Below are 15,606 nucleotides of genomic sequence, written 5' to 3'. Positions count from 1 at the left end.
TTTTAATTAAAAAGAGGCTTTAACGCTTAGGCCAAATCTTCTCGAACTGGGGCCATTTAAATAGTCGAAACCTCGCCCATTTCCAATTCCTACACCTGCTACGTTAGGATCAAAGTTTGTCCCATCGGGCATATTAATGGCATCGTACCATAGGTTAAATCCAGATAAGGTAAAACTCAGAGACCCGAATGGGGTCTTATCCAAAAATTTGGAAGGTAAGGCATAGCCCAAGGAAATTTCTTGTAATCGAATTACCGTAGCATCAAAAACACCAAGCTCATCAGGACCAAAAAGAATGTTGTTGAAGTAATAGGTCGAGTTATTGATTTGCTTTGTGTTAGCTGTGCCGTCTGCCTGAGAGCCAGGTAGGATAAAGGTATTCAAACGATCTACAGTGTCGGTTGTTAATCCTCGCCCGAGTAAGGTAGATACCGTTCTACTGTAAATATCCCCACCTTGAGTGTAATTGATTAAAAAGTTGAAGGAGAAGTTTTTATAGCTTAGACTATTTCCTACATTCAGCAGCCAATCTGGATTGGGATTTCCAATAACGAAAAGGCCTTCTTCTTCAACATAATCTCCAGCATCATTTACCAAAAATTCTCCATCTTCTGTTCGGGTAATACGGCTACCAGCAATAACGCCTAGCTGTTCTCCGACAATTGCAGCGTTACCCAAACTTGTTAAACCAGAGTAAATAACAATATCTGTATCTAAACCCAAATCGGTTACTTCCGATTGGTTAGTTGTCCAGTTAGCGTTTAAGCTCCAATCTAAACCGCCTTCTTCCTGTGATCGGACTAAGGCGAAGGTTGCATCGATTTCGACTCCGTCCGCTTTGATTTCACCAATATTGGTTTGAGTAGTGATAAAGCCTGTAGAAGGGTCTAGAGGTCTATCTATAATTAAATCAGTTGTGGTTCTGGTGTAGTAAGAAGCGTCAAGCGAAAGCCTGTTCTTAAAGAACCGCGCTTCGATGCCAAACTCCAACTCAGCTAATAATTCGGGTTGAAGGTTAGGGTTTCCTAATTGATTAGCACTCTCATTTGTAACAACATCGTTTCCATCGCCATCTCTAAAATCCTGAGTGTCCAAGACTAAAGTTGAAGCAATGGGATAACCTGTCGGAAAAGCTGCAGAAGTACCGTAACCGGCCCGAAGCTTCATGTAATTGATTCCCCCTTCGCTTTGAAGACCAGGAATAAGCTTAGTTGGTATAACCGAAAGACTTGCACTTGGATAGAAAATAGATCGATTATCTGCAGAAAGGTTCGAGACATAATCATTACGTCCAGAAAGTGTCAAATACAACATCCTATCATAGTCAAAGTCTAATTGACCATACAATCCAGCAATGTTTCGTTCTTGGAAAAATTGGATTTCATCCTGAAGCTGGAAATTAAAGTGCCGTAATACTCCAAATACCTGCTGTCCAGAACTAGCAACACCATTTTGATCAAACACCTCGCGACGGGTGGTAGCACCAGCATTGAAGCTGAATCCAACACGTTCGGACAATTCATACTGTCCCGTTAAAATAAAGTTATGATCCAATATGGTATTGGTGTTGTTCCACGTTTGATAAATACCGCTTTGGGTGGCTACACTACCACCAACACCGCCTTTTTGCTGTGCGTTGGTATTATTTTCGCTATAAACGTCCAAACCAAATCTATACGTCAAATTTAAATTGTCATTGATTTCATAGGCCAAAGCTGCATTTCCGAATACTCTATTGGTAACCTGCTGCGTTTTTGAATGGGCAACGGTCCACAAAGGGTGCTGAATACTATTGTTCTGACGATAGTAGACACTACTTCTATCAATAGGATTTTCAAAAGGTAACCCTTGAATATCGATACTTCTAGGGGTGTAGAATAGGTTCGCGAAAACAGAAGAACCTGTTCCAAACACACTGTTACCTGTACTTGCCGCGACTGGTGGCGATACAAAGTTTGTGTTTGAATAATTCATGGTCCCGGAAACCGTAAATTTATTGGAAAGAACGGCACGTCCGCCCAAGCCAACCGTGTAGCGTTTTAGATTGTTGCCAGGGGTGAAGCCTTCGTCGTCCAGATGGCCAAAGTTGGCATTGTAAGACACTTTACCGTCTTCCGAACCGCCATTAAAGTTGACCGAATTTGTTTTAACCACACCGGTTCTGAAAAAATTCTTTACACTGTCGTAAGGTCTCCAATCGTAGCGCGCGCCTTGAAGCTCAGGGAAACCCGCTTGGATGGCCGTAGTGGATGTAGAATAGGGATGTGCCAAAGTGCCGTTGTCATCGATAGCGGATTGATTGCCCCATCCAGCAATACCGTCCCGGTCAAAACTAGGACCCCAGTTTGAGAAGAACCAACCAAAGTTTTGATCAAATCCGTTACCATATTCATCCTGATAATCTGGAAGTGAAGCGATTTGGTTGAAGAACATAGAACTACTTACGGTAATCTCGTTCTTTTTAACGCCGCCGGCACCCGGAGCACCATTTTTGGTCGTAATCAAGATTACCCCGTTACGCCCAGCTGTACCGTATAAGGTGGCCGCGGCCAAACCTTTCAATACGTTCACACTTTCGATATTGTTCGGATCTAAATCCAAAAATCTACTAGAGCCATTATTACCGTCAACGAAGTCGCCGCCAGCACCATTCTGTTGCTGACCATTGGTGCCACTATCGAAAGGAACACCATCTACAATGAAGAGCGGTTGGTTACTTCCTGAGAAACTGCTCAGGCCACGAATTACTATACTCGTACCAGAACCTGAAAGACCGGACTGCGCTGTGATGTTGACACCAGAGGCTTTCCCGGTCAAGATACGACCTACGTCCCCTTCTGCGCGATCCTCTATCTGGTCGCTGCCTACTTCGGCAACCGCATAACCCAGCGCTTGCTTTTCCTTTTTAATACCCTGTGCGGTCACGACCACCTCTTCAAGCGCTTGTGCATCTTCCTGCATTTGCACGTTGATGACGCTGTCGGCACCAATGGTCTGCCTAACGGCTTTTTGACCGATATAGGTAAAGAGCAAGACTTGTCCGGCACTGCCCTGAATGGCATAGTTACCGTCAAAATCGGTTTGGGTACCGTTGGTGGTACCTTCTACAACAATGTTGACCCCGGGAAGCGGCAGACCATCTTGATCCGTCACCGTTCCGGTAATCGTTTTGTCCTGTGCAAACGAAATATGCACGACGAACGCCAGTAATAGCGTTAAAATTGCATTCAGTTTTGTTCTCATTTTTTGAATTATTTGAATTAGCTAACGGCAAAAATCACAAAAGGAAGTTAATTATGCAAACCTTTTTTAATAAAACTTTAAGAATCCAACCAAGAGTTCCCAGTTACACATAAAACAATAGCTGCTATTATGTACTTGATATATAACAATGCCGAATTTTATAAAATTCACAATTCGGGAATTATTCTAAGACTAAAAATTGAAACGCTTGGAAGCTCGATAGGTGTAATTTGTAAATTGCCTGTTTGATTCATAATTAAAGGTATCTCGGAAAGCTTAGGTCGATACTAAATCATTGCAATCCTCTAAAATGCACTTCCTATATTATGGACTGATTTAACCAATTCAAAAAATCCATAAAAATAATCTGAACTGTATTTGAATTATTGGTAAATATCACTACATTTGCCAGCCCTTAAACAGGGGTAGTTTCTAGCAAACCCAAGCAGGGATTAACGGGAACTGGATTTATACATATATTATAGTATGCCAACAATATCACAATTAGTACGAAAAGGAAGAACCACGATTACTAAGAAGAGTAAATCGGCTGCTTTGGATTCGTGTCCCCAACGACGAGGGGTTTGTACACGTGTTTACACAACTACGCCAAAGAAACCGAATTCTGCCATGAGAAAAGTGGCAAGGGTTAGGTTGACCAACGGTAAGGAGGTAAATGCTTACATCCCAGGAGAAGGGCACAACTTGCAAGAGCACTCGATAGTATTAGTAAGGGGAGGAAGGGTAAAGGATTTGCCAGGAGTTAGATACCATATCGTAAGGGGGGCACTCGACACCGCAGGTGTTGCGGGAAGAACTCAGCGTAGGTCTAAGTACGGTGCAAAACGCCCAAAGAAGTAATTAAAGGTGCAGGGCGCAAAGGTAATGGTGCGACAGGTGATTAAATATTCCTACGACGCTATACTTGAAGCCATAAACCACAAACTTTTTAAGTAGAAGTAATGAGAAAAAAACAGGCAAAAAAGAGACCGTTACTGCCAGATCCAAGATTTGGAGACCAGTTGGTAACCCGATTCGTCAATATGATGATGTGGGATGGTAAAAAGTCGGTCGCGTTCAAGGTTTTTTATGACGCCATGGATATCGTGGAAGAAAAAAAGACCGATGACGAAAAAAACTCCCTGGAACTTTGGAAAGATGCATTGTCCAATGTCATGCCACATGTTGAGGTGAGAAGTAGAAGAGTTGGTGGGGCTACCTTCCAAATTCCAATGCAGATTCGCCCGGATAGGAAAATCTCCACGGCAATGAAGTGGCTGATCAGTTTTGCAAGAAAGCGGAACGAAAAGGGAATGGCTGCGAAATTGGCAGGGGAAGTACTGGCTGCCTCTAAAGAGGAAGGTGCTGCCGTCAAGAAAAGAATGGATACGCACAAGATGGCCGAGGCCAACAAAGCGTTCTCTCACTTTAGATTTTAATCGGAAATGGCAAGAGATTTAAAATACACAAGAAATATAGGTATTGCCGCGCACATTGATGCCGGAAAGACCACGACCACAGAGCGTATTCTTTTTTATACGGGTGTGAGTCATAAAATTGGTGAGGTACACGATGGTGCCGCAACCATGGATTGGATGGAGCAGGAGCAGGAGCGAGGTATTACGATTACCTCGGCCGCTACTACTTGTGAATGGGTTTTCCCAAAGGAAAACGCTGAGCCTACCGCCGATGCCAAACCCTATCACTTTAACATTATCGATACCCCGGGTCACGTTGATTTTACCGTTGAGGTAAATAGGTCCTTACGTGTGCTTGATGGTCTGGTATTCCTTTTTAGTGCAGTAGATGGTGTTGAGCCACAGTCTGAAACGAACTGGAGATTGGCCGATAACTATAAGGTACCACGTATTGGTTTCGTCAATAAGATGGACCGACAGGGATCCAATTTCCTGATGGTCTGTAAGCAAGTGCGTGAGATGTTGGGCTCCAATGCAGTGCCTATCGTTTTGCCGATTGGCGAGGAGGGCGATTTTAAAGGTATTGTTGATTTGGCAAAGAATAGGGCCATTGTTTGGCATGAAGAAGGTTTTGGTTCTACATTCGATGTTGTGCCGATTCCGGAAGAAATGAAGGCCGAAGTTAAGGAGTATCGTGCCGCATTGATTGAAGCTGTTGCTGAATACGATGAAGGTTTGATGGAAAAATTCTTCGAAGATGAAGATTCCATTACCGAAGAAGAAGTACATGCTGCTTTGAGGGCTGCCGTCATGGACAGGGCAATCATTCCCATGATTTGTGGTTCTTCCTTTAAAAATAAGGGTGTTCAGTTTCTATTGGATGCCGTTTGTAGGTACTTGCCTTCTCCTTTGGATAAGGAAGCTATTGTTGGTACAGACCCTGATACAGGTGAAGCTATCAGCAGAAAACCAAGTGTTAAAGAGCCTTTTGCGGCCTTGGCATTTAAAATTGCTACGGATCCCTTTGTCGGACGGTTGGCATTCTTCAGAACATATTCCGGTCGTTTGGATGCCGGTTCGTATATATTGAATAACCGTTCCGGTAAGAAAGAACGTATTTCACGTATCTACCAAATGCACTCCAATAAGCAAAATGCCATCGATTATATCGAGGCAGGTGATATTGGTGCTGCCGTTGGTTTCAAGGATATCAAGACAGGAGATACGATGTCTTCAGAGAAACATCCTATCATTTTGGAAAGCATGGACTTCCCTGATCCCGTTATCGGTATCGCGGTTGAGCCGAAAACAAAGGCCGATGTGGATAAATTGGGTATGGCTTTGGCAAAATTGGCCGAAGAAGATCCTACATTCCAAGTTAAAACCGATGAGGCTTCAGGCCAGACCATTATTTCGGGTATGGGCGAGCTACACTTGGATATTATCGTAGATCGTTTACGACGCGAATTCAAAGTTGAGGTAAACCAAGGTGAGCCTCAGGTAGAATACAAAGAGGCGCTTACTAAGATGGCTTCCCACAGAGAAACGTATAAGAAACAATCCGGTGGTCGTGGTAAATTCGGTGACATTGTATTTGAAATGGGTCCTGCTGATGAGGATTTCGAAGGAGAAGGATTGCAATTTGAGGATAATATCAAAGGCGGTCGTATTCCGAAAGAATTCATTCCGTCTGTCGAGAAGGGGTTTGCTGCAGCAATGCAAAACGGTCCTTTGGCCGGATTTGAAATGGATAGGATGAAGGTTGTCTTGAACGACGGATCGTTTCATGCGGTGGATTCGGATGCGCTATCCTTTGAATTGGCCGCGAAAATGGGTTATAAATCCGCAGGAAAAGCTGCTGGTGCCGTAATCATGGAGCCAATAATGAAAATCGAAGTGATTACCCCAGAAGAGAATATGGGTGATATCGTAGGCGACTTAAATAGAAGGCGTGGTACAATCAGCGATATGAGCGATAGAGCTGGATCTAAGGTGGTTAAAGGTACGGTGCCATTATCAGAGATGTTTGGTTATGTGACCTCTTTGAGAACATTATCCTCAGGTAGAGCGACATCTACAATGGAATTTTCACATTATGCCCAAACACCTTCGAACATATCGGAAGAGGTGATCAAAAAGGCAAAAGGGGTAACAGCTTAAATTTAAGACATGAGCCAAAAAATTAGAATAAAACTTAAATCTTACGACCATAATCTGGTAGATAAATCTGCTGAGAAAATCGTAAAGACGGTAAAAACAACTGGAGCGGTAGTAACTGGTCCGATTCCTTTGCCAACGCACAAGAAAATTTTCACGGTTTTGCGTTCACCTCACGTGAACAAGAAATCGAGAGAGCAATTTCAGTTGAGTTCCTATAAGCGATTATTGGATATCTACAGTTCTTCGTCAAAGACGATTGACGCCCTAATGAAGCTAGAGCTTCCCAGCGGTGTTGAAGTAGAGATTAAAGTTTAGTGAGACTCGATTCTCTTTTTTAGAGAATCGTAAGCCGAACAAACACTGAGCGCAGTCGAAGTGCCTGTTTAAATTGATTAGATTCTGAATCAAGTTCAGAATAAACATGTCCTAAGCTGCGTGCAAGGGAAAAACGGAAAGAAAACAAAATTCAGGGTTGAATTGTTTTTCGACCCTGTTTTTTTGTAAGAAAGTTAGAGTTATTAATAGTTAATATTAACGGATGATGAATGTTGCTCTTCACTTGTGAAGCGCAAAAGTTCAAAGTCTAAAATTTAAATCATTTATGTCTGGGTTAATAGGAAAAAAAGTAGGCATGACCAGTATTTTCGATGAGAACGGAAAAAATCTTCCTTGTACCGTCATTCAAGCTGGGCCATGTGTGGTGACCCAAGTCAGAACCGAGGAAGTTGATGGGTACAATGCCCTTCAAATTGGTTTCGATGACAAGGCAGAAAAACGTGCTAGCAAGGCCGAATTGGGCCACGCGAAAAAGGCAGGTACTTCTCCCAAGAAAAAAGTCGTTGAATTCCAAGGTTTTGATGAGGAGTACAAATTAGGCGATACCGTTGGTGTCGATATTTTTGTGGAAGGTGAATTTGTCGATGTGGCAGGTACCTCAAAAGGAAAAGGTTTTCAAGGTGTGGTAAAGCGACATGGTTTTCGTGGTGTCGGTCAATCTACACACGGGCAACATAACAGGCTAAGGGCCCCAGGTTCTATTGGTGCTGGTTCCGATCCATCAAGGGTTTTCAAAGGAATGCGCATGGCAGGTAGAATGGGTGGCGAACGCGTTACCGTTCAAAACCTTAGGGTGCTTAAAGTCGTTCCGGAAAAGAATCTTATCGTAGTTAAAGGATGTGTTCCAGGACACAAGAACGCTTACGTAATTATCGAGAAATAATGAAAGTAGCAGTTTTAGATATCAAAGGAAAAGAAACAGGTAGGAAAGTAGATCTTTCAGACGATGTTTTCGCTATAGAGCCTAACAATCATGCCGTTTATTTGGATGTGAAACAATATTTGGCACACCAAAGACAAGGTACTCACAAGTCTAAGGAAAGGGCTGAAATTGTAGGGAGTACGAGAAAGATAAAAAAACAAAAGGGTACGGGTACCGCCCGTGCGGGTAGTATCAAATCTCCCATCTTCAAGGGTGGAGGTAGGATTTTCGGACCTAGGCCTAAAGATTATACCCAAAAACTGAATAAAAATTTGAAGCGATTGGCGCGTAAATCGGCCTTGAGTATCAAGTCGAAAGAGAAAGCGATAGTAGTCTTGGAAGACTTCAGTTTCGACACTCCGAAAACCAAGGATTTCGTACAGGTTTTGAAGTCTTTGGGGCTTGAAAACAAAAAATCTTTATTTGTGTTGGGCGATTCAAATAATAGCGTATATTTGGCTTCTCGTAATTTGAGGGGTTCAGAAGTTGTAACTAGTTCTGAATTAAGTACTTACAAAATCTTGAATGCAAATAGTGTAGTGCTACTTGAAGGGTCGCTAGAAGGACTTCAATCGAACCTAAATAAATAAGGAAATCATGAGTGTGTTGATAAAACCGATTATAACAGAAAAGATGACTGCCCTGGGCGAGTTGTACAATCGTTATGGTTTCATAGTAGACCCCCGAGCGAACAAGATTCAAATCAAAGATGCCGTCGAGGCAACTTATGGGGTTTCTGTAAGTAAGGTAAGAACAATGAACTATCCTCCTTCAAGAAAGACAAGATTCACCAAAACAGGTGTGCAGCATGGTAAGACGAACGCGGTTAAAAAAGCGATAGTCGATGTAGCAGAGGGAGATATCATTGATTTTTACAGTAATCTATAAAGACAAGACATGTCAGTTAGAAAATTAAAACCAGTAACTCCTGGACAGCGTTTTAGAGTCGTAAATGGGTTTGACGCCATTACGACTGATAAGCCGGAGAAAAGCTTGCTTGCTCCGTTAAAAAAGTCCGGAGGTAGAAACAGTCAAGGGAAGATGACTATTCGCCAAAAAGGTGGTGGTCACAAGCGTAGGTATCGTGTTATCGATTTCAAAAGGGATAAGCAGGGTGTTACCGCTACCGTAAAATCGATTCAATACGACCCGAACAGAACAGCCTTTATCGCGTTGGTAGAATATACCGATGGTGAAAAAAGATATATTGTTGCCCAGAATGGACTGCAGGTCGGTCAGAAGATATCCTCCGGTAGTTCCGTTGCCCCCGAGATAGGGAATGCGCTTCCACTATCCGATATTCCATTGGGTACGATTATTTCCTGTATTGAATTACGTCCAGGTCAAGGTGCCGTAATGGCAAGAAGTGCTGGAACCTTTGCGCAATTGATGGCGAAAGACGGAAAGTTCGTAACCGTTAAGATGCCCTCTGGTGAAACGCGATTGATACTTTCCGGTTGTTTGGCTACTATTGGTGCAATTTCTAACTCTGACCACCAGTTATTGGTGTCCGGGAAGGCAGGTAGAAGTAGATGGTTGGGTAAAAGACCAAGAACAAGACCAGTGGCGATGAACCCGGTCGATCACCCGATGGGTGGTGGTGAAGGTAGAGCTTCGGGTGGTCATCCAAGATCAAGAAATGGTATTCCTGCCAAAGGGTACAGGACTCGTTCGGCTACCAAGAAGACGAATAAATATATTATCGAACGTAGAAAGAAATAAAAACGTAGAAAGCAATGGCACGTTCACTAAAAAAAGGACCTTACGTACATTATAGTCTGGAGAAGAAAATTCAGCAAAGTGCGTCATCGGGCAAGAAATCCGTAATCAAGACATGGTCTAGAGCATCAATGATAACGCCTGACTTTGTAGGCCTCACTATCGCAGTGCATAACGGGAGACAATTCGTTCCTGTATATGTTACGGAAAACATGGTGGGCCACAAACTAGGGGAATTTTCGCCGACTCGTTCTTTCAGGGGGCATGCAGGCGCAAAGAATAAAGGTAAGAGGTAAGCTATGGGAGTTCGAAAAAGACAAATGGCCGAAAGAATAAAGGCCGAAAAGAAACAGGTTGCTTTTGCAAAACTGAACAATTGCCCTACCTCTCCAAGAAAAATGCGTTTGGTGGCCGATTTGGTACGTGGTGTACAAATTGAAAAGGCTTTGGCTATTCTGAAATTCAATTCAAAAGAATCTTCCAGAAAATTGGAGAAGCTTTTACTCTCCGCGATTGCCAATTGGCAAGCCAAAAACGAGGATGGCGATATCGAAGCGGCGGACTTGTTCATTAAAGAGATACGGGTAGATAGTGGTGCGATGTTAAAGAGACTGCGGCCCGCGCCTCAAGGAAGAGCACATAGAATAAGAAAACGTTCGAACCATGTAACATTGGTTTTGGGATCTAACAATAACATAGAGAGCTAGAATGGGACAGAAAACAAATCCGATAGGAAATCGTCTTGGAATTATCAGGGGCTGGGAGTCTAACTGGTACGGTGGTAACGACTATGGCGATAAACTAGCTGAAGACGATAAGATTAGAAAGTATATCCACGCCCGTTTGGCAAAAGCAAGCGTTTCAAGGATTATTATCGAACGTACCTTAAAGTTGATTACGGTAACAGTGACTACGGCTAGACCGGGAATTATTATCGGTAAGGGAGGTCAGGAAGTAGATAAGCTTAAAGAAGAGCTTAAAAAGATTACCGGCAAAGAGGTACAGATCAATATTCATGAAATCAAGAGACCCGAAGTAGAGGCGAATTTGGTTGCAGCCAGTGTTGCGAGACAGATTGAAAGTAGAATTTCGTTTAGACGTGCGATTAAAATGGCCATTGCAGCAGCAATGCGTATGAATGCCGAGGGTATCAAAATACAGATTTCCGGTCGTTTGAACGGAGCTGAAATGGCACGTTCGGAATCCTATAAAGATGGTCGTATTCCCTTGTCGACCTTTAGGGCCGATATCGATTATGCCCTGCATGAAGCACATACGACTTATGGCCGATTGGGCATCAAGGTGTGGATCATGAAAGGGGAAGTATATGGGAAGAGAGAATTATCACCATTGGTCGGAATGCAAAAGAACCAAGGCGGTAAAGGCGATAAGCGCGATGGAGGAAGAAAACCACGTCGTAGAAAGTAATTTTTTAAAGAGATAGCGTAATGTTACAACCTAAGAGAACCAAGTTCCGAAAAATGCAGAAAGGCCGTATGAAGGGCAACTCTAGCAGAGGGCATCAACTGTCAAACGGTATGTTCGGAATCAAATCATTGGATTCGAAATTTATCACCTCGAGACAAATCGAGGCAGCCCGTATCGCGGCGACAAGATATATGAAGAGGGAAGGTCAGCTTTGGATTAAAATATTTCCGGACAAGCCGATTACCAAGAAGCCATTGGAAGTACGTATGGGTAAAGGTAAAGGTGCTCCAGAATATTTTGTGGCGGTTGTATTGCCAGGAAGGGTAATGTTCGAAGTGGCCGGTGTGCCTATCGAAGTTGCAAAAGAGGCATTGCGTCTTGCAGCCCAGAAGTTGCCGGTAAGGACCAAATTCATGGTAGCAAGGGATTACGTTGAAAACTAATAGGAGGGTAGCATGAAAAACAAAGAAATTAAAGAATTGTCAGTCGAGGAGCTTACCGCTAAACTTGCCGAGTTCAAAAAACAGCATGCAGATTTGAAAATGGCACATTTCGTTACGCCTTTGGAAAATCCGCTTCAGATAAGAAAGGTAAGAAGAACTGCTGCACGATTAGCAACGGAATTAACTAAAAGGGAAAACCAATAACTGGTTCTGCTTTATGGAAGATAAAAGAAATTTAAGAAAAGAAAGAGTTGGTGTTGTAACCAGTGACAAAATGGAGAAATCCATTGTAGTTGCAGAGGTGAAACGAGTAAAGCACCCCATGTACGGTAAATTCGTTTTGAAAACGAAGAAGTACGTTGCCCACGACGAAATGAATGATTGTAAGGAAGGTGATACCGTTAAGATAATGGAGACCCGACCAATGAGCAAGACCAAGTGTTGGAGGTTAGTAGAAATCTTAGAAAGAGCTAAATAATTATGTTACAGCAGGAATCTAGACTTAAGGTTGCGGATAACACAGGTGCGAAGGAGGTTTTGACCATTCGAGTACTCGGTGGTACGAAAAGAAGATACGCGTCTATCGGCGATAAGATCGTTGTTACCGTAAAGGAAGCTACCCCTAATGGTGGTATTAAAAAAGGAGCGGTTTCTACGGCAGTAGTGGTTCGTACCAAAAAGGAAGTAAGGCGACCTGATGGTTCTTACATACGATTTGACGATAACGCTTGTGTGCTCTTGAACCCTACCGGGGAGATGAGAGGAACCCGTGTTTTCGGTCCTGTTGCCAGAGAACTTCGTGACAAGCAGTTCATGAAAATCGTATCATTGGCCCCTGAGGTACTATAAAGTAAAAAAAATGAGCAAATTAAAGATAAAAACGGGAGATACCGTAAGAATCATAGCCGGAGACCATAAAGGTGTTGAAGGGAAGGTGATGAAAGTATTTGTCGAGAAGAATAAGGCTATTGTCGAGGGCGCCAATATGGTGTCTAAACATGAAAAGCCGAGTGCCAAAAATCCGCAAGGAGGCATTGTAAAGAAAGAAGCGCCACTTCACATTTCAAATTTGGCCCTTATAGATTCCAAGTCGGGAGATACCACCCGTGTTGGTTTTGAAATTAGGGACGGAAAAAAAGTGCGCTACTCCAAGAAATCCAATGAAGTAATTTAGTTATGGCATACGTATCAAGATTAAAGTTAGAATACCAAGACCGTATCGTAAAGTCGCTTATCAAGGAATACAGTTACAAAAATGTAATGCAGGTTCCCAAGTTGAAGAAGATAGTGGTAAGTAGGGGTGTAGGAGCGGCAGTGGCCGATAAGAAATTGATCGACCATGCTGTTGAGGAGTTGACGATGATCACAGGTCAGCGTGCTATACCCACCATGTCTAAAAAAGATGTTGCGGCCTTCAAATTAAGAAAAGGAATGCCGATCGGTGCAAAGGTAACTCTTCGTGGGGAGCGTATGTATGAGTTCTTGGATAGGTTAGTGACCAGTGCTTTGCCACGGGTTCGGGATTTTCAAGGAATCAAAGCCACAGGTTTTGACGGACGAGGAAATTACAGTCTTGGGGTAACTGAGCAGATTATTTTTCCGGAAATCAATATCGACAAAATCAATAGGATAAACGGTATGGATATTACGTTCGTAACATCCGCTGACACCGATAAGGAAGCAAAATCATTATTAACGGAATTGGGATTACCCTTTAAAAAGAAGTAAGGTATGGCTAAGGAATCAATGAAGGCTCGCGAGCGTAAAAGAGCTAGAACCGTTGCAAAATATGCTGAGAAGCGGAAAGCCTTGAAAGAGGCCGGCGATTACGAAGGTTTGCAAAAATTACCTAAAAATGCCTCTCCTGTTCGTATGCACAACAGATGTAAATTGACCGGTAGGCCAAAGGGATATATGAGGACATTCGGTATATCAAGGGTCAAATTCAGGGAAATGGCCAATCAAGGTTTGATTCCCGGTGTTAGAAAGGCGAGTTGGTAAAATAAACGAGAATAAACTGGTTTCAGGTTTAGCAGAAAGCTAAAAACCGTTACCGAATATCATAAAAATGGTTACAGATACTATTGCAGATTATTTAACACGGATCAGAAACGCCAATATGGCGGGACATAGGGTTGTTGAAATCCCAGCATCCAATGTTAAAAAGGAAATGACGAAAATATTGTTCGATCAAGGGTACATCTTGAGTTACAAATTTTTGGAGGATAAAGTGCAAGGAACGATTAAAATCGCCTTGAAATACGATAAAGTAACCAAAGAGCCCGTAATCAGAAAGCTTCAAAGGGTGAGTAAGCCCGGACTACGAAAGTATACCGGTTCCGAAACCTTGCCACGAGTGCTAAATGGTTTGGGTATTGCGATCGTTTCTACCTCTCACGGGGTGATGACCAGCAAACAGGCCAAAAGAGAGAATGTTGGCGGTGAAGTATTGTGTTACGTTTACTAATAGAGAAAGAATTAAGAGATGTCTAGAATAGGTAATAATCCAATTGCGATACCAGAAGGGGTAACCATCGAGGTTAACGATAATGTGGTAAACGTAAAAGGTAAATTAGGCGAGCTTTCCCAAGAATATTCGGGAGTCGAGATCAAGATCGAGGATAATCAAGTATGGGTAACAAGACCTTCGGATTCAAAAGAACACAAGTCCATGCACGGTCTTTACCGTTCCCTGGTATTGAATATGACCGAAGGAGTATCCAAAGGATGGACCAAGGAATTGGAATTGGTAGGTGTGGGTTATCGTGCTAGCCATCAAGGTCAAAAGCTTGATATCGCCCTTGGTTTTTCACATAATATCGTTTTGGATATTGCTCCAGAGGTGAAAGTAGAGACGGTTTCTGAAAAAGGAAAGAATCCTATTATCAAATTGTCTTCTTTCGATAAGCAGTTGGTTGGCCAAGTTGCAGCCAAGATTCGGTCATTCCGCAAGCCGGAACCTTACAAAGGAAAAGGTGTAAGATTCGTTGGTGAACAATTGAGAAGAAAAGCAGGTAAATCAGCTTAAGCATAGTGTTATGGGATTGTCAAAGACTCAAAGAAAGTATAGAATTAGAAAAAGAATCAGAAAGGTCTCTATCGGGACCGCTGAGCGACCAAGGTTATCCGTATTCAGGAGTAATAGCGAGATTTATGCTCAAATTATCAATGACCGTGAGGGCACTACGTTGTTAGCAGTTTCTTCCAGGGATAAGGACTTGGCGAAAGAAAAGGGAACCAAGTCAGAAGTTGCCGCATTGGTTGGGAAGGCTATTGCCGAGAAAGCCAAAAAAGCGGGAATCGATAAGGTGGCCTTCGATAGGGGAGGTAATCTATATCACGGTCGTGTAAAATCATTGGCCGAAGGCGCAAGGGAAGCAGGACTTCAATTCTAAATAAAATTTATGTACCAGAAATACAAAAATGTAGAGACCGTTAAGCCAGGAGGTCTAGAGCTTAAAGACAAATTGGTTGGCGTACAGCGTGTAACCAAAGTAACCAAGGGTGGTAGAGCGTTCGGCTTTTCTGCAATTGTTGTGGTGGGCGATGAGCACGGTGTTGTGGGTCATGGCTTGGGCAAATCAAAAGAGGTTGCCACCGCAATAGCCAAGGCGATCGAAGACGGTAAGAAGAACCTGATACGTATTCCGTTGAACGGGCATACGCTTCCACATGAGCAGAAAGGAAAATTTGGCGGGGCACGCGTTTTCATAAAGCCAGCCTCACATGGTACCGGGGTTATAGCCGGTGGAGCTGTTAGGGCGGTATTGGAATCAGTAGGGGTGCACGATGTATTGTCAAAATCACAAGGGTCTTCCAATCCCCACAATGTGGTCAAGGCGACTTTTGATGCACTATTACAGTTGAGGGATGCCGGTACAGTGGCACGCCAAAGAGGAGTATCGCTAGAGAAGGTTTTTAGAGGATAATTAAGCAT

General features: G+C 43.0%; 23 protein-coding genes. 22 read left to right on the top strand and 1 reads right to left on the bottom strand.

Going from position 1 to position 15,606, the window contains the following annotated elements; translation table 11 throughout:
• Nucleotides 1-6: 6 nt before the first annotated feature.
• The gene (locus tag FGM00_RS13485; RefSeq protein WP_138853416.1) at nucleotides 7-3,243 is read right to left on the bottom strand and encodes a SusC/RagA family TonB-linked outer membrane protein; all 3,237 of its coding nucleotides are present in this window, start codon (nucleotides 3,241-3,243) and stop codon (nucleotides 7-9) included.
• A gap of 486 nt (nucleotides 3,244-3,729) precedes the next feature.
• On the opposite strand from FGM00_RS13485, the gene rpsL reads away from it, so the two are divergent.
• From rpsL to rpsE, 22 genes are all read left to right on the top strand, one after another.
• Nucleotides 3,730-4,104 carry a 30S ribosomal protein S12 gene (gene rpsL / locus FGM00_RS13480; RefSeq protein ID WP_138853415.1) on the top strand — a complete coding sequence of 125 codons (375 nt, stop codon included), beginning with the start codon at nucleotides 3,730-3,732 and terminating at the stop codon, nucleotides 4,102-4,104.
• Between the two features lie 101 nt (nucleotides 4,105-4,205).
• Nucleotides 4,206-4,682, top strand: coding sequence for a 30S ribosomal protein S7 (gene rpsG / locus FGM00_RS13475; RefSeq protein WP_138853414.1), 477 nt, complete (start codon nucleotides 4,206-4,208; stop codon nucleotides 4,680-4,682).
• Between the two features lie 6 nt (nucleotides 4,683-4,688).
• The gene (gene fusA / locus FGM00_RS13470) at nucleotides 4,689-6,821 is read left to right on the top strand and encodes an elongation factor G (RefSeq protein ID WP_138853413.1); all 2,133 of its coding nucleotides are present in this window, start codon (nucleotides 4,689-4,691) and stop codon (nucleotides 6,819-6,821) included.
• Between the two features lie 9 nt (nucleotides 6,822-6,830).
• Entirely contained in the window at nucleotides 6,831-7,136 is a 306-nt protein-coding gene (gene rpsJ, locus FGM00_RS13465) for a 30S ribosomal protein S10 (RefSeq protein WP_007094989.1), read from the top strand.
• A 286-nt stretch (nucleotides 7,137-7,422) separates the two neighbouring features.
• On the top strand, nucleotides 7,423-8,040 hold the full coding sequence (rplC, locus tag FGM00_RS13460; RefSeq protein ID WP_138853412.1) for a 50S ribosomal protein L3: 618 nt from the start codon (nucleotides 7,423-7,425) through the stop codon (nucleotides 8,038-8,040).
• Complete coding sequence (gene rplD / locus FGM00_RS13455) at nucleotides 8,040-8,669, top strand: 50S ribosomal protein L4 (protein WP_138853411.1); 630 nt, start codon at nucleotides 8,040-8,042, stop codon at nucleotides 8,667-8,669. The genes rplC and rplD overlap by 1 nt, the downstream gene beginning before the upstream one ends.
• Nucleotides 8,670-8,676: 7 nt before the next feature.
• Nucleotides 8,677-8,967 carry a 50S ribosomal protein L23 gene (gene rplW / locus FGM00_RS13450; RefSeq protein ID WP_138853410.1) on the top strand — a complete coding sequence of 97 codons (291 nt, stop codon included), beginning with the start codon at nucleotides 8,677-8,679 and terminating at the stop codon, nucleotides 8,965-8,967.
• A 9-nt stretch (nucleotides 8,968-8,976) separates the two neighbouring features.
• Entirely contained in the window at nucleotides 8,977-9,801 is an 825-nt protein-coding gene (rplB, locus tag FGM00_RS13445) for a 50S ribosomal protein L2 (protein ID WP_138853409.1), read from the top strand.
• Nucleotides 9,802-9,815: 14 nt separating this feature from the next.
• Entirely contained in the window at nucleotides 9,816-10,094 is a 279-nt protein-coding gene (rpsS, locus tag FGM00_RS13440; protein ID WP_138853408.1) for a 30S ribosomal protein S19, read from the top strand.
• A gap of 3 nt (nucleotides 10,095-10,097) precedes the next feature.
• Nucleotides 10,098-10,505, top strand: a complete 408-nt coding sequence (rplV, locus tag FGM00_RS13435) for a 50S ribosomal protein L22 (RefSeq protein ID WP_138853407.1) — start codon at nucleotides 10,098-10,100, stop codon at nucleotides 10,503-10,505.
• A gap of 1 nt (nucleotide 10,506) precedes the next feature.
• Nucleotides 10,507-11,226, top strand: coding sequence for a 30S ribosomal protein S3 (gene rpsC / locus FGM00_RS13430; protein WP_138853406.1), 720 nt, complete (start codon nucleotides 10,507-10,509; stop codon nucleotides 11,224-11,226).
• Nucleotides 11,227-11,246: 20 nt separating this feature from the next.
• The gene (gene rplP / locus FGM00_RS13425) at nucleotides 11,247-11,669 is read left to right on the top strand and encodes a 50S ribosomal protein L16 (protein WP_138853405.1); all 423 of its coding nucleotides are present in this window, start codon (nucleotides 11,247-11,249) and stop codon (nucleotides 11,667-11,669) included.
• 12 nt (nucleotides 11,670-11,681) lie between these two features.
• Nucleotides 11,682-11,873, top strand: coding sequence for a 50S ribosomal protein L29 (rpmC, locus tag FGM00_RS13420; protein ID WP_138853404.1), 192 nt, complete (start codon nucleotides 11,682-11,684; stop codon nucleotides 11,871-11,873).
• A 13-nt stretch (nucleotides 11,874-11,886) separates the two neighbouring features.
• Nucleotides 11,887-12,147 (top strand): 30S ribosomal protein S17, encoded by a 261-nt coding sequence (rpsQ, locus tag FGM00_RS13415; protein ID WP_138853403.1) that lies wholly within the window; start codon nucleotides 11,887-11,889, stop codon nucleotides 12,145-12,147.
• A gap of 2 nt (nucleotides 12,148-12,149) precedes the next feature.
• Complete coding sequence (gene rplN, locus FGM00_RS13410) at nucleotides 12,150-12,518, top strand: 50S ribosomal protein L14 (RefSeq protein ID WP_013993867.1); 369 nt, start codon at nucleotides 12,150-12,152, stop codon at nucleotides 12,516-12,518.
• 10 nt (nucleotides 12,519-12,528) lie between these two features.
• Nucleotides 12,529-12,843, top strand: a complete 315-nt coding sequence (gene rplX / locus FGM00_RS13405) for a 50S ribosomal protein L24 (protein WP_138853402.1) — start codon at nucleotides 12,529-12,531, stop codon at nucleotides 12,841-12,843.
• 2 nt (nucleotides 12,844-12,845) lie between these two features.
• Nucleotides 12,846-13,397, top strand: coding sequence for a 50S ribosomal protein L5 (rplE, locus tag FGM00_RS13400; RefSeq protein WP_138853401.1), 552 nt, complete (start codon nucleotides 12,846-12,848; stop codon nucleotides 13,395-13,397).
• Nucleotides 13,398-13,400: 3 nt separating this feature from the next.
• On the top strand, nucleotides 13,401-13,670 hold the full coding sequence (gene rpsN, locus FGM00_RS13395; RefSeq protein ID WP_138853400.1) for a 30S ribosomal protein S14: 270 nt from the start codon (nucleotides 13,401-13,403) through the stop codon (nucleotides 13,668-13,670).
• 67 nt (nucleotides 13,671-13,737) lie between these two features.
• The gene (rpsH, locus tag FGM00_RS13390; RefSeq protein WP_138853399.1) at nucleotides 13,738-14,136 is read left to right on the top strand and encodes a 30S ribosomal protein S8; all 399 of its coding nucleotides are present in this window, start codon (nucleotides 13,738-13,740) and stop codon (nucleotides 14,134-14,136) included.
• Between the two features lie 18 nt (nucleotides 14,137-14,154).
• Nucleotides 14,155-14,697, top strand: a complete 543-nt coding sequence (rplF, locus tag FGM00_RS13385; protein ID WP_138853398.1) for a 50S ribosomal protein L6 — start codon at nucleotides 14,155-14,157, stop codon at nucleotides 14,695-14,697.
• 10 nt (nucleotides 14,698-14,707) lie between these two features.
• On the top strand, nucleotides 14,708-15,064 hold the full coding sequence (gene rplR / locus FGM00_RS13380) for a 50S ribosomal protein L18 (RefSeq protein ID WP_138853397.1): 357 nt from the start codon (nucleotides 14,708-14,710) through the stop codon (nucleotides 15,062-15,064).
• A gap of 9 nt (nucleotides 15,065-15,073) precedes the next feature.
• Nucleotides 15,074-15,598, top strand: coding sequence for a 30S ribosomal protein S5 (gene rpsE / locus FGM00_RS13375; protein ID WP_138853396.1), 525 nt, complete (start codon nucleotides 15,074-15,076; stop codon nucleotides 15,596-15,598).
• Nucleotides 15,599-15,606: the final 8 nt, after the last annotated feature.

This window comes from Aggregatimonas sangjinii, from assembly GCF_005943945.1.
Taxonomy (GTDB): domain Bacteria; phylum Bacteroidota; class Bacteroidia; order Flavobacteriales; family Flavobacteriaceae; genus Pelagihabitans; species Pelagihabitans sangjinii.
The sequence above is the reverse complement of the archived record's forward strand: the minus strand, read 5'-3'. Positions and strand labels throughout refer to the sequence as shown.

What these genes read in the sequence shown, in the direction of transcription:
- FGM00_RS13485 (WP_138853416.1), bottom strand. Translation starts at nt 3,243, where the DNA reads ATGAGAACAAAACTGAATGCAATTTTAACGCTATTACTGGCGTTCGTC.
- rpsL (WP_138853415.1), top strand. Translation starts at nt 3,730, where the DNA reads ATGCCAACAATATCACAATTAGTACGAAAAGGAAGAACCACGATTACT.
- rpsG (WP_138853414.1), top strand. Translation starts at nt 4,206, where the DNA reads ATGAGAAAAAAACAGGCAAAAAAGAGACCGTTACTGCCAGATCCAAGA.
- fusA (WP_138853413.1), top strand. Translation starts at nt 4,689, where the DNA reads ATGGCAAGAGATTTAAAATACACAAGAAATATAGGTATTGCCGCGCAC.
- rpsJ (WP_007094989.1), top strand. Translation starts at nt 6,831, where the DNA reads ATGAGCCAAAAAATTAGAATAAAACTTAAATCTTACGACCATAATCTG.
- rplC (WP_138853412.1), top strand. Translation starts at nt 7,423, where the DNA reads ATGTCTGGGTTAATAGGAAAAAAAGTAGGCATGACCAGTATTTTCGAT.
- rplD (WP_138853411.1), top strand. Translation starts at nt 8,040, where the DNA reads ATGAAAGTAGCAGTTTTAGATATCAAAGGAAAAGAAACAGGTAGGAAA.
- rplW (WP_138853410.1), top strand. Translation starts at nt 8,677, where the DNA reads ATGAGTGTGTTGATAAAACCGATTATAACAGAAAAGATGACTGCCCTG.
- rplB (WP_138853409.1), top strand. Translation starts at nt 8,977, where the DNA reads ATGTCAGTTAGAAAATTAAAACCAGTAACTCCTGGACAGCGTTTTAGA.
- rpsS (WP_138853408.1), top strand. Translation starts at nt 9,816, where the DNA reads ATGGCACGTTCACTAAAAAAAGGACCTTACGTACATTATAGTCTGGAG.
- rplV (WP_138853407.1), top strand. Translation starts at nt 10,098, where the DNA reads ATGGGAGTTCGAAAAAGACAAATGGCCGAAAGAATAAAGGCCGAAAAG.
- rpsC (WP_138853406.1), top strand. Translation starts at nt 10,507, where the DNA reads ATGGGACAGAAAACAAATCCGATAGGAAATCGTCTTGGAATTATCAGG.
- rplP (WP_138853405.1), top strand. Translation starts at nt 11,247, where the DNA reads ATGTTACAACCTAAGAGAACCAAGTTCCGAAAAATGCAGAAAGGCCGT.
- rpmC (WP_138853404.1), top strand. Translation starts at nt 11,682, where the DNA reads ATGAAAAACAAAGAAATTAAAGAATTGTCAGTCGAGGAGCTTACCGCT.
- rpsQ (WP_138853403.1), top strand. Translation starts at nt 11,887, where the DNA reads ATGGAAGATAAAAGAAATTTAAGAAAAGAAAGAGTTGGTGTTGTAACC.
- rplN (WP_013993867.1), top strand. Translation starts at nt 12,150, where the DNA reads ATGTTACAGCAGGAATCTAGACTTAAGGTTGCGGATAACACAGGTGCG.
- rplX (WP_138853402.1), top strand. Translation starts at nt 12,529, where the DNA reads ATGAGCAAATTAAAGATAAAAACGGGAGATACCGTAAGAATCATAGCC.
- rplE (WP_138853401.1), top strand. Translation starts at nt 12,846, where the DNA reads ATGGCATACGTATCAAGATTAAAGTTAGAATACCAAGACCGTATCGTA.
- rpsN (WP_138853400.1), top strand. Translation starts at nt 13,401, where the DNA reads ATGGCTAAGGAATCAATGAAGGCTCGCGAGCGTAAAAGAGCTAGAACC.
- rpsH (WP_138853399.1), top strand. Translation starts at nt 13,738, where the DNA reads ATGGTTACAGATACTATTGCAGATTATTTAACACGGATCAGAAACGCC.
- rplF (WP_138853398.1), top strand. Translation starts at nt 14,155, where the DNA reads ATGTCTAGAATAGGTAATAATCCAATTGCGATACCAGAAGGGGTAACC.
- rplR (WP_138853397.1), top strand. Translation starts at nt 14,708, where the DNA reads ATGGGATTGTCAAAGACTCAAAGAAAGTATAGAATTAGAAAAAGAATC.
- rpsE (WP_138853396.1), top strand. Translation starts at nt 15,074, where the DNA reads ATGTACCAGAAATACAAAAATGTAGAGACCGTTAAGCCAGGAGGTCTA.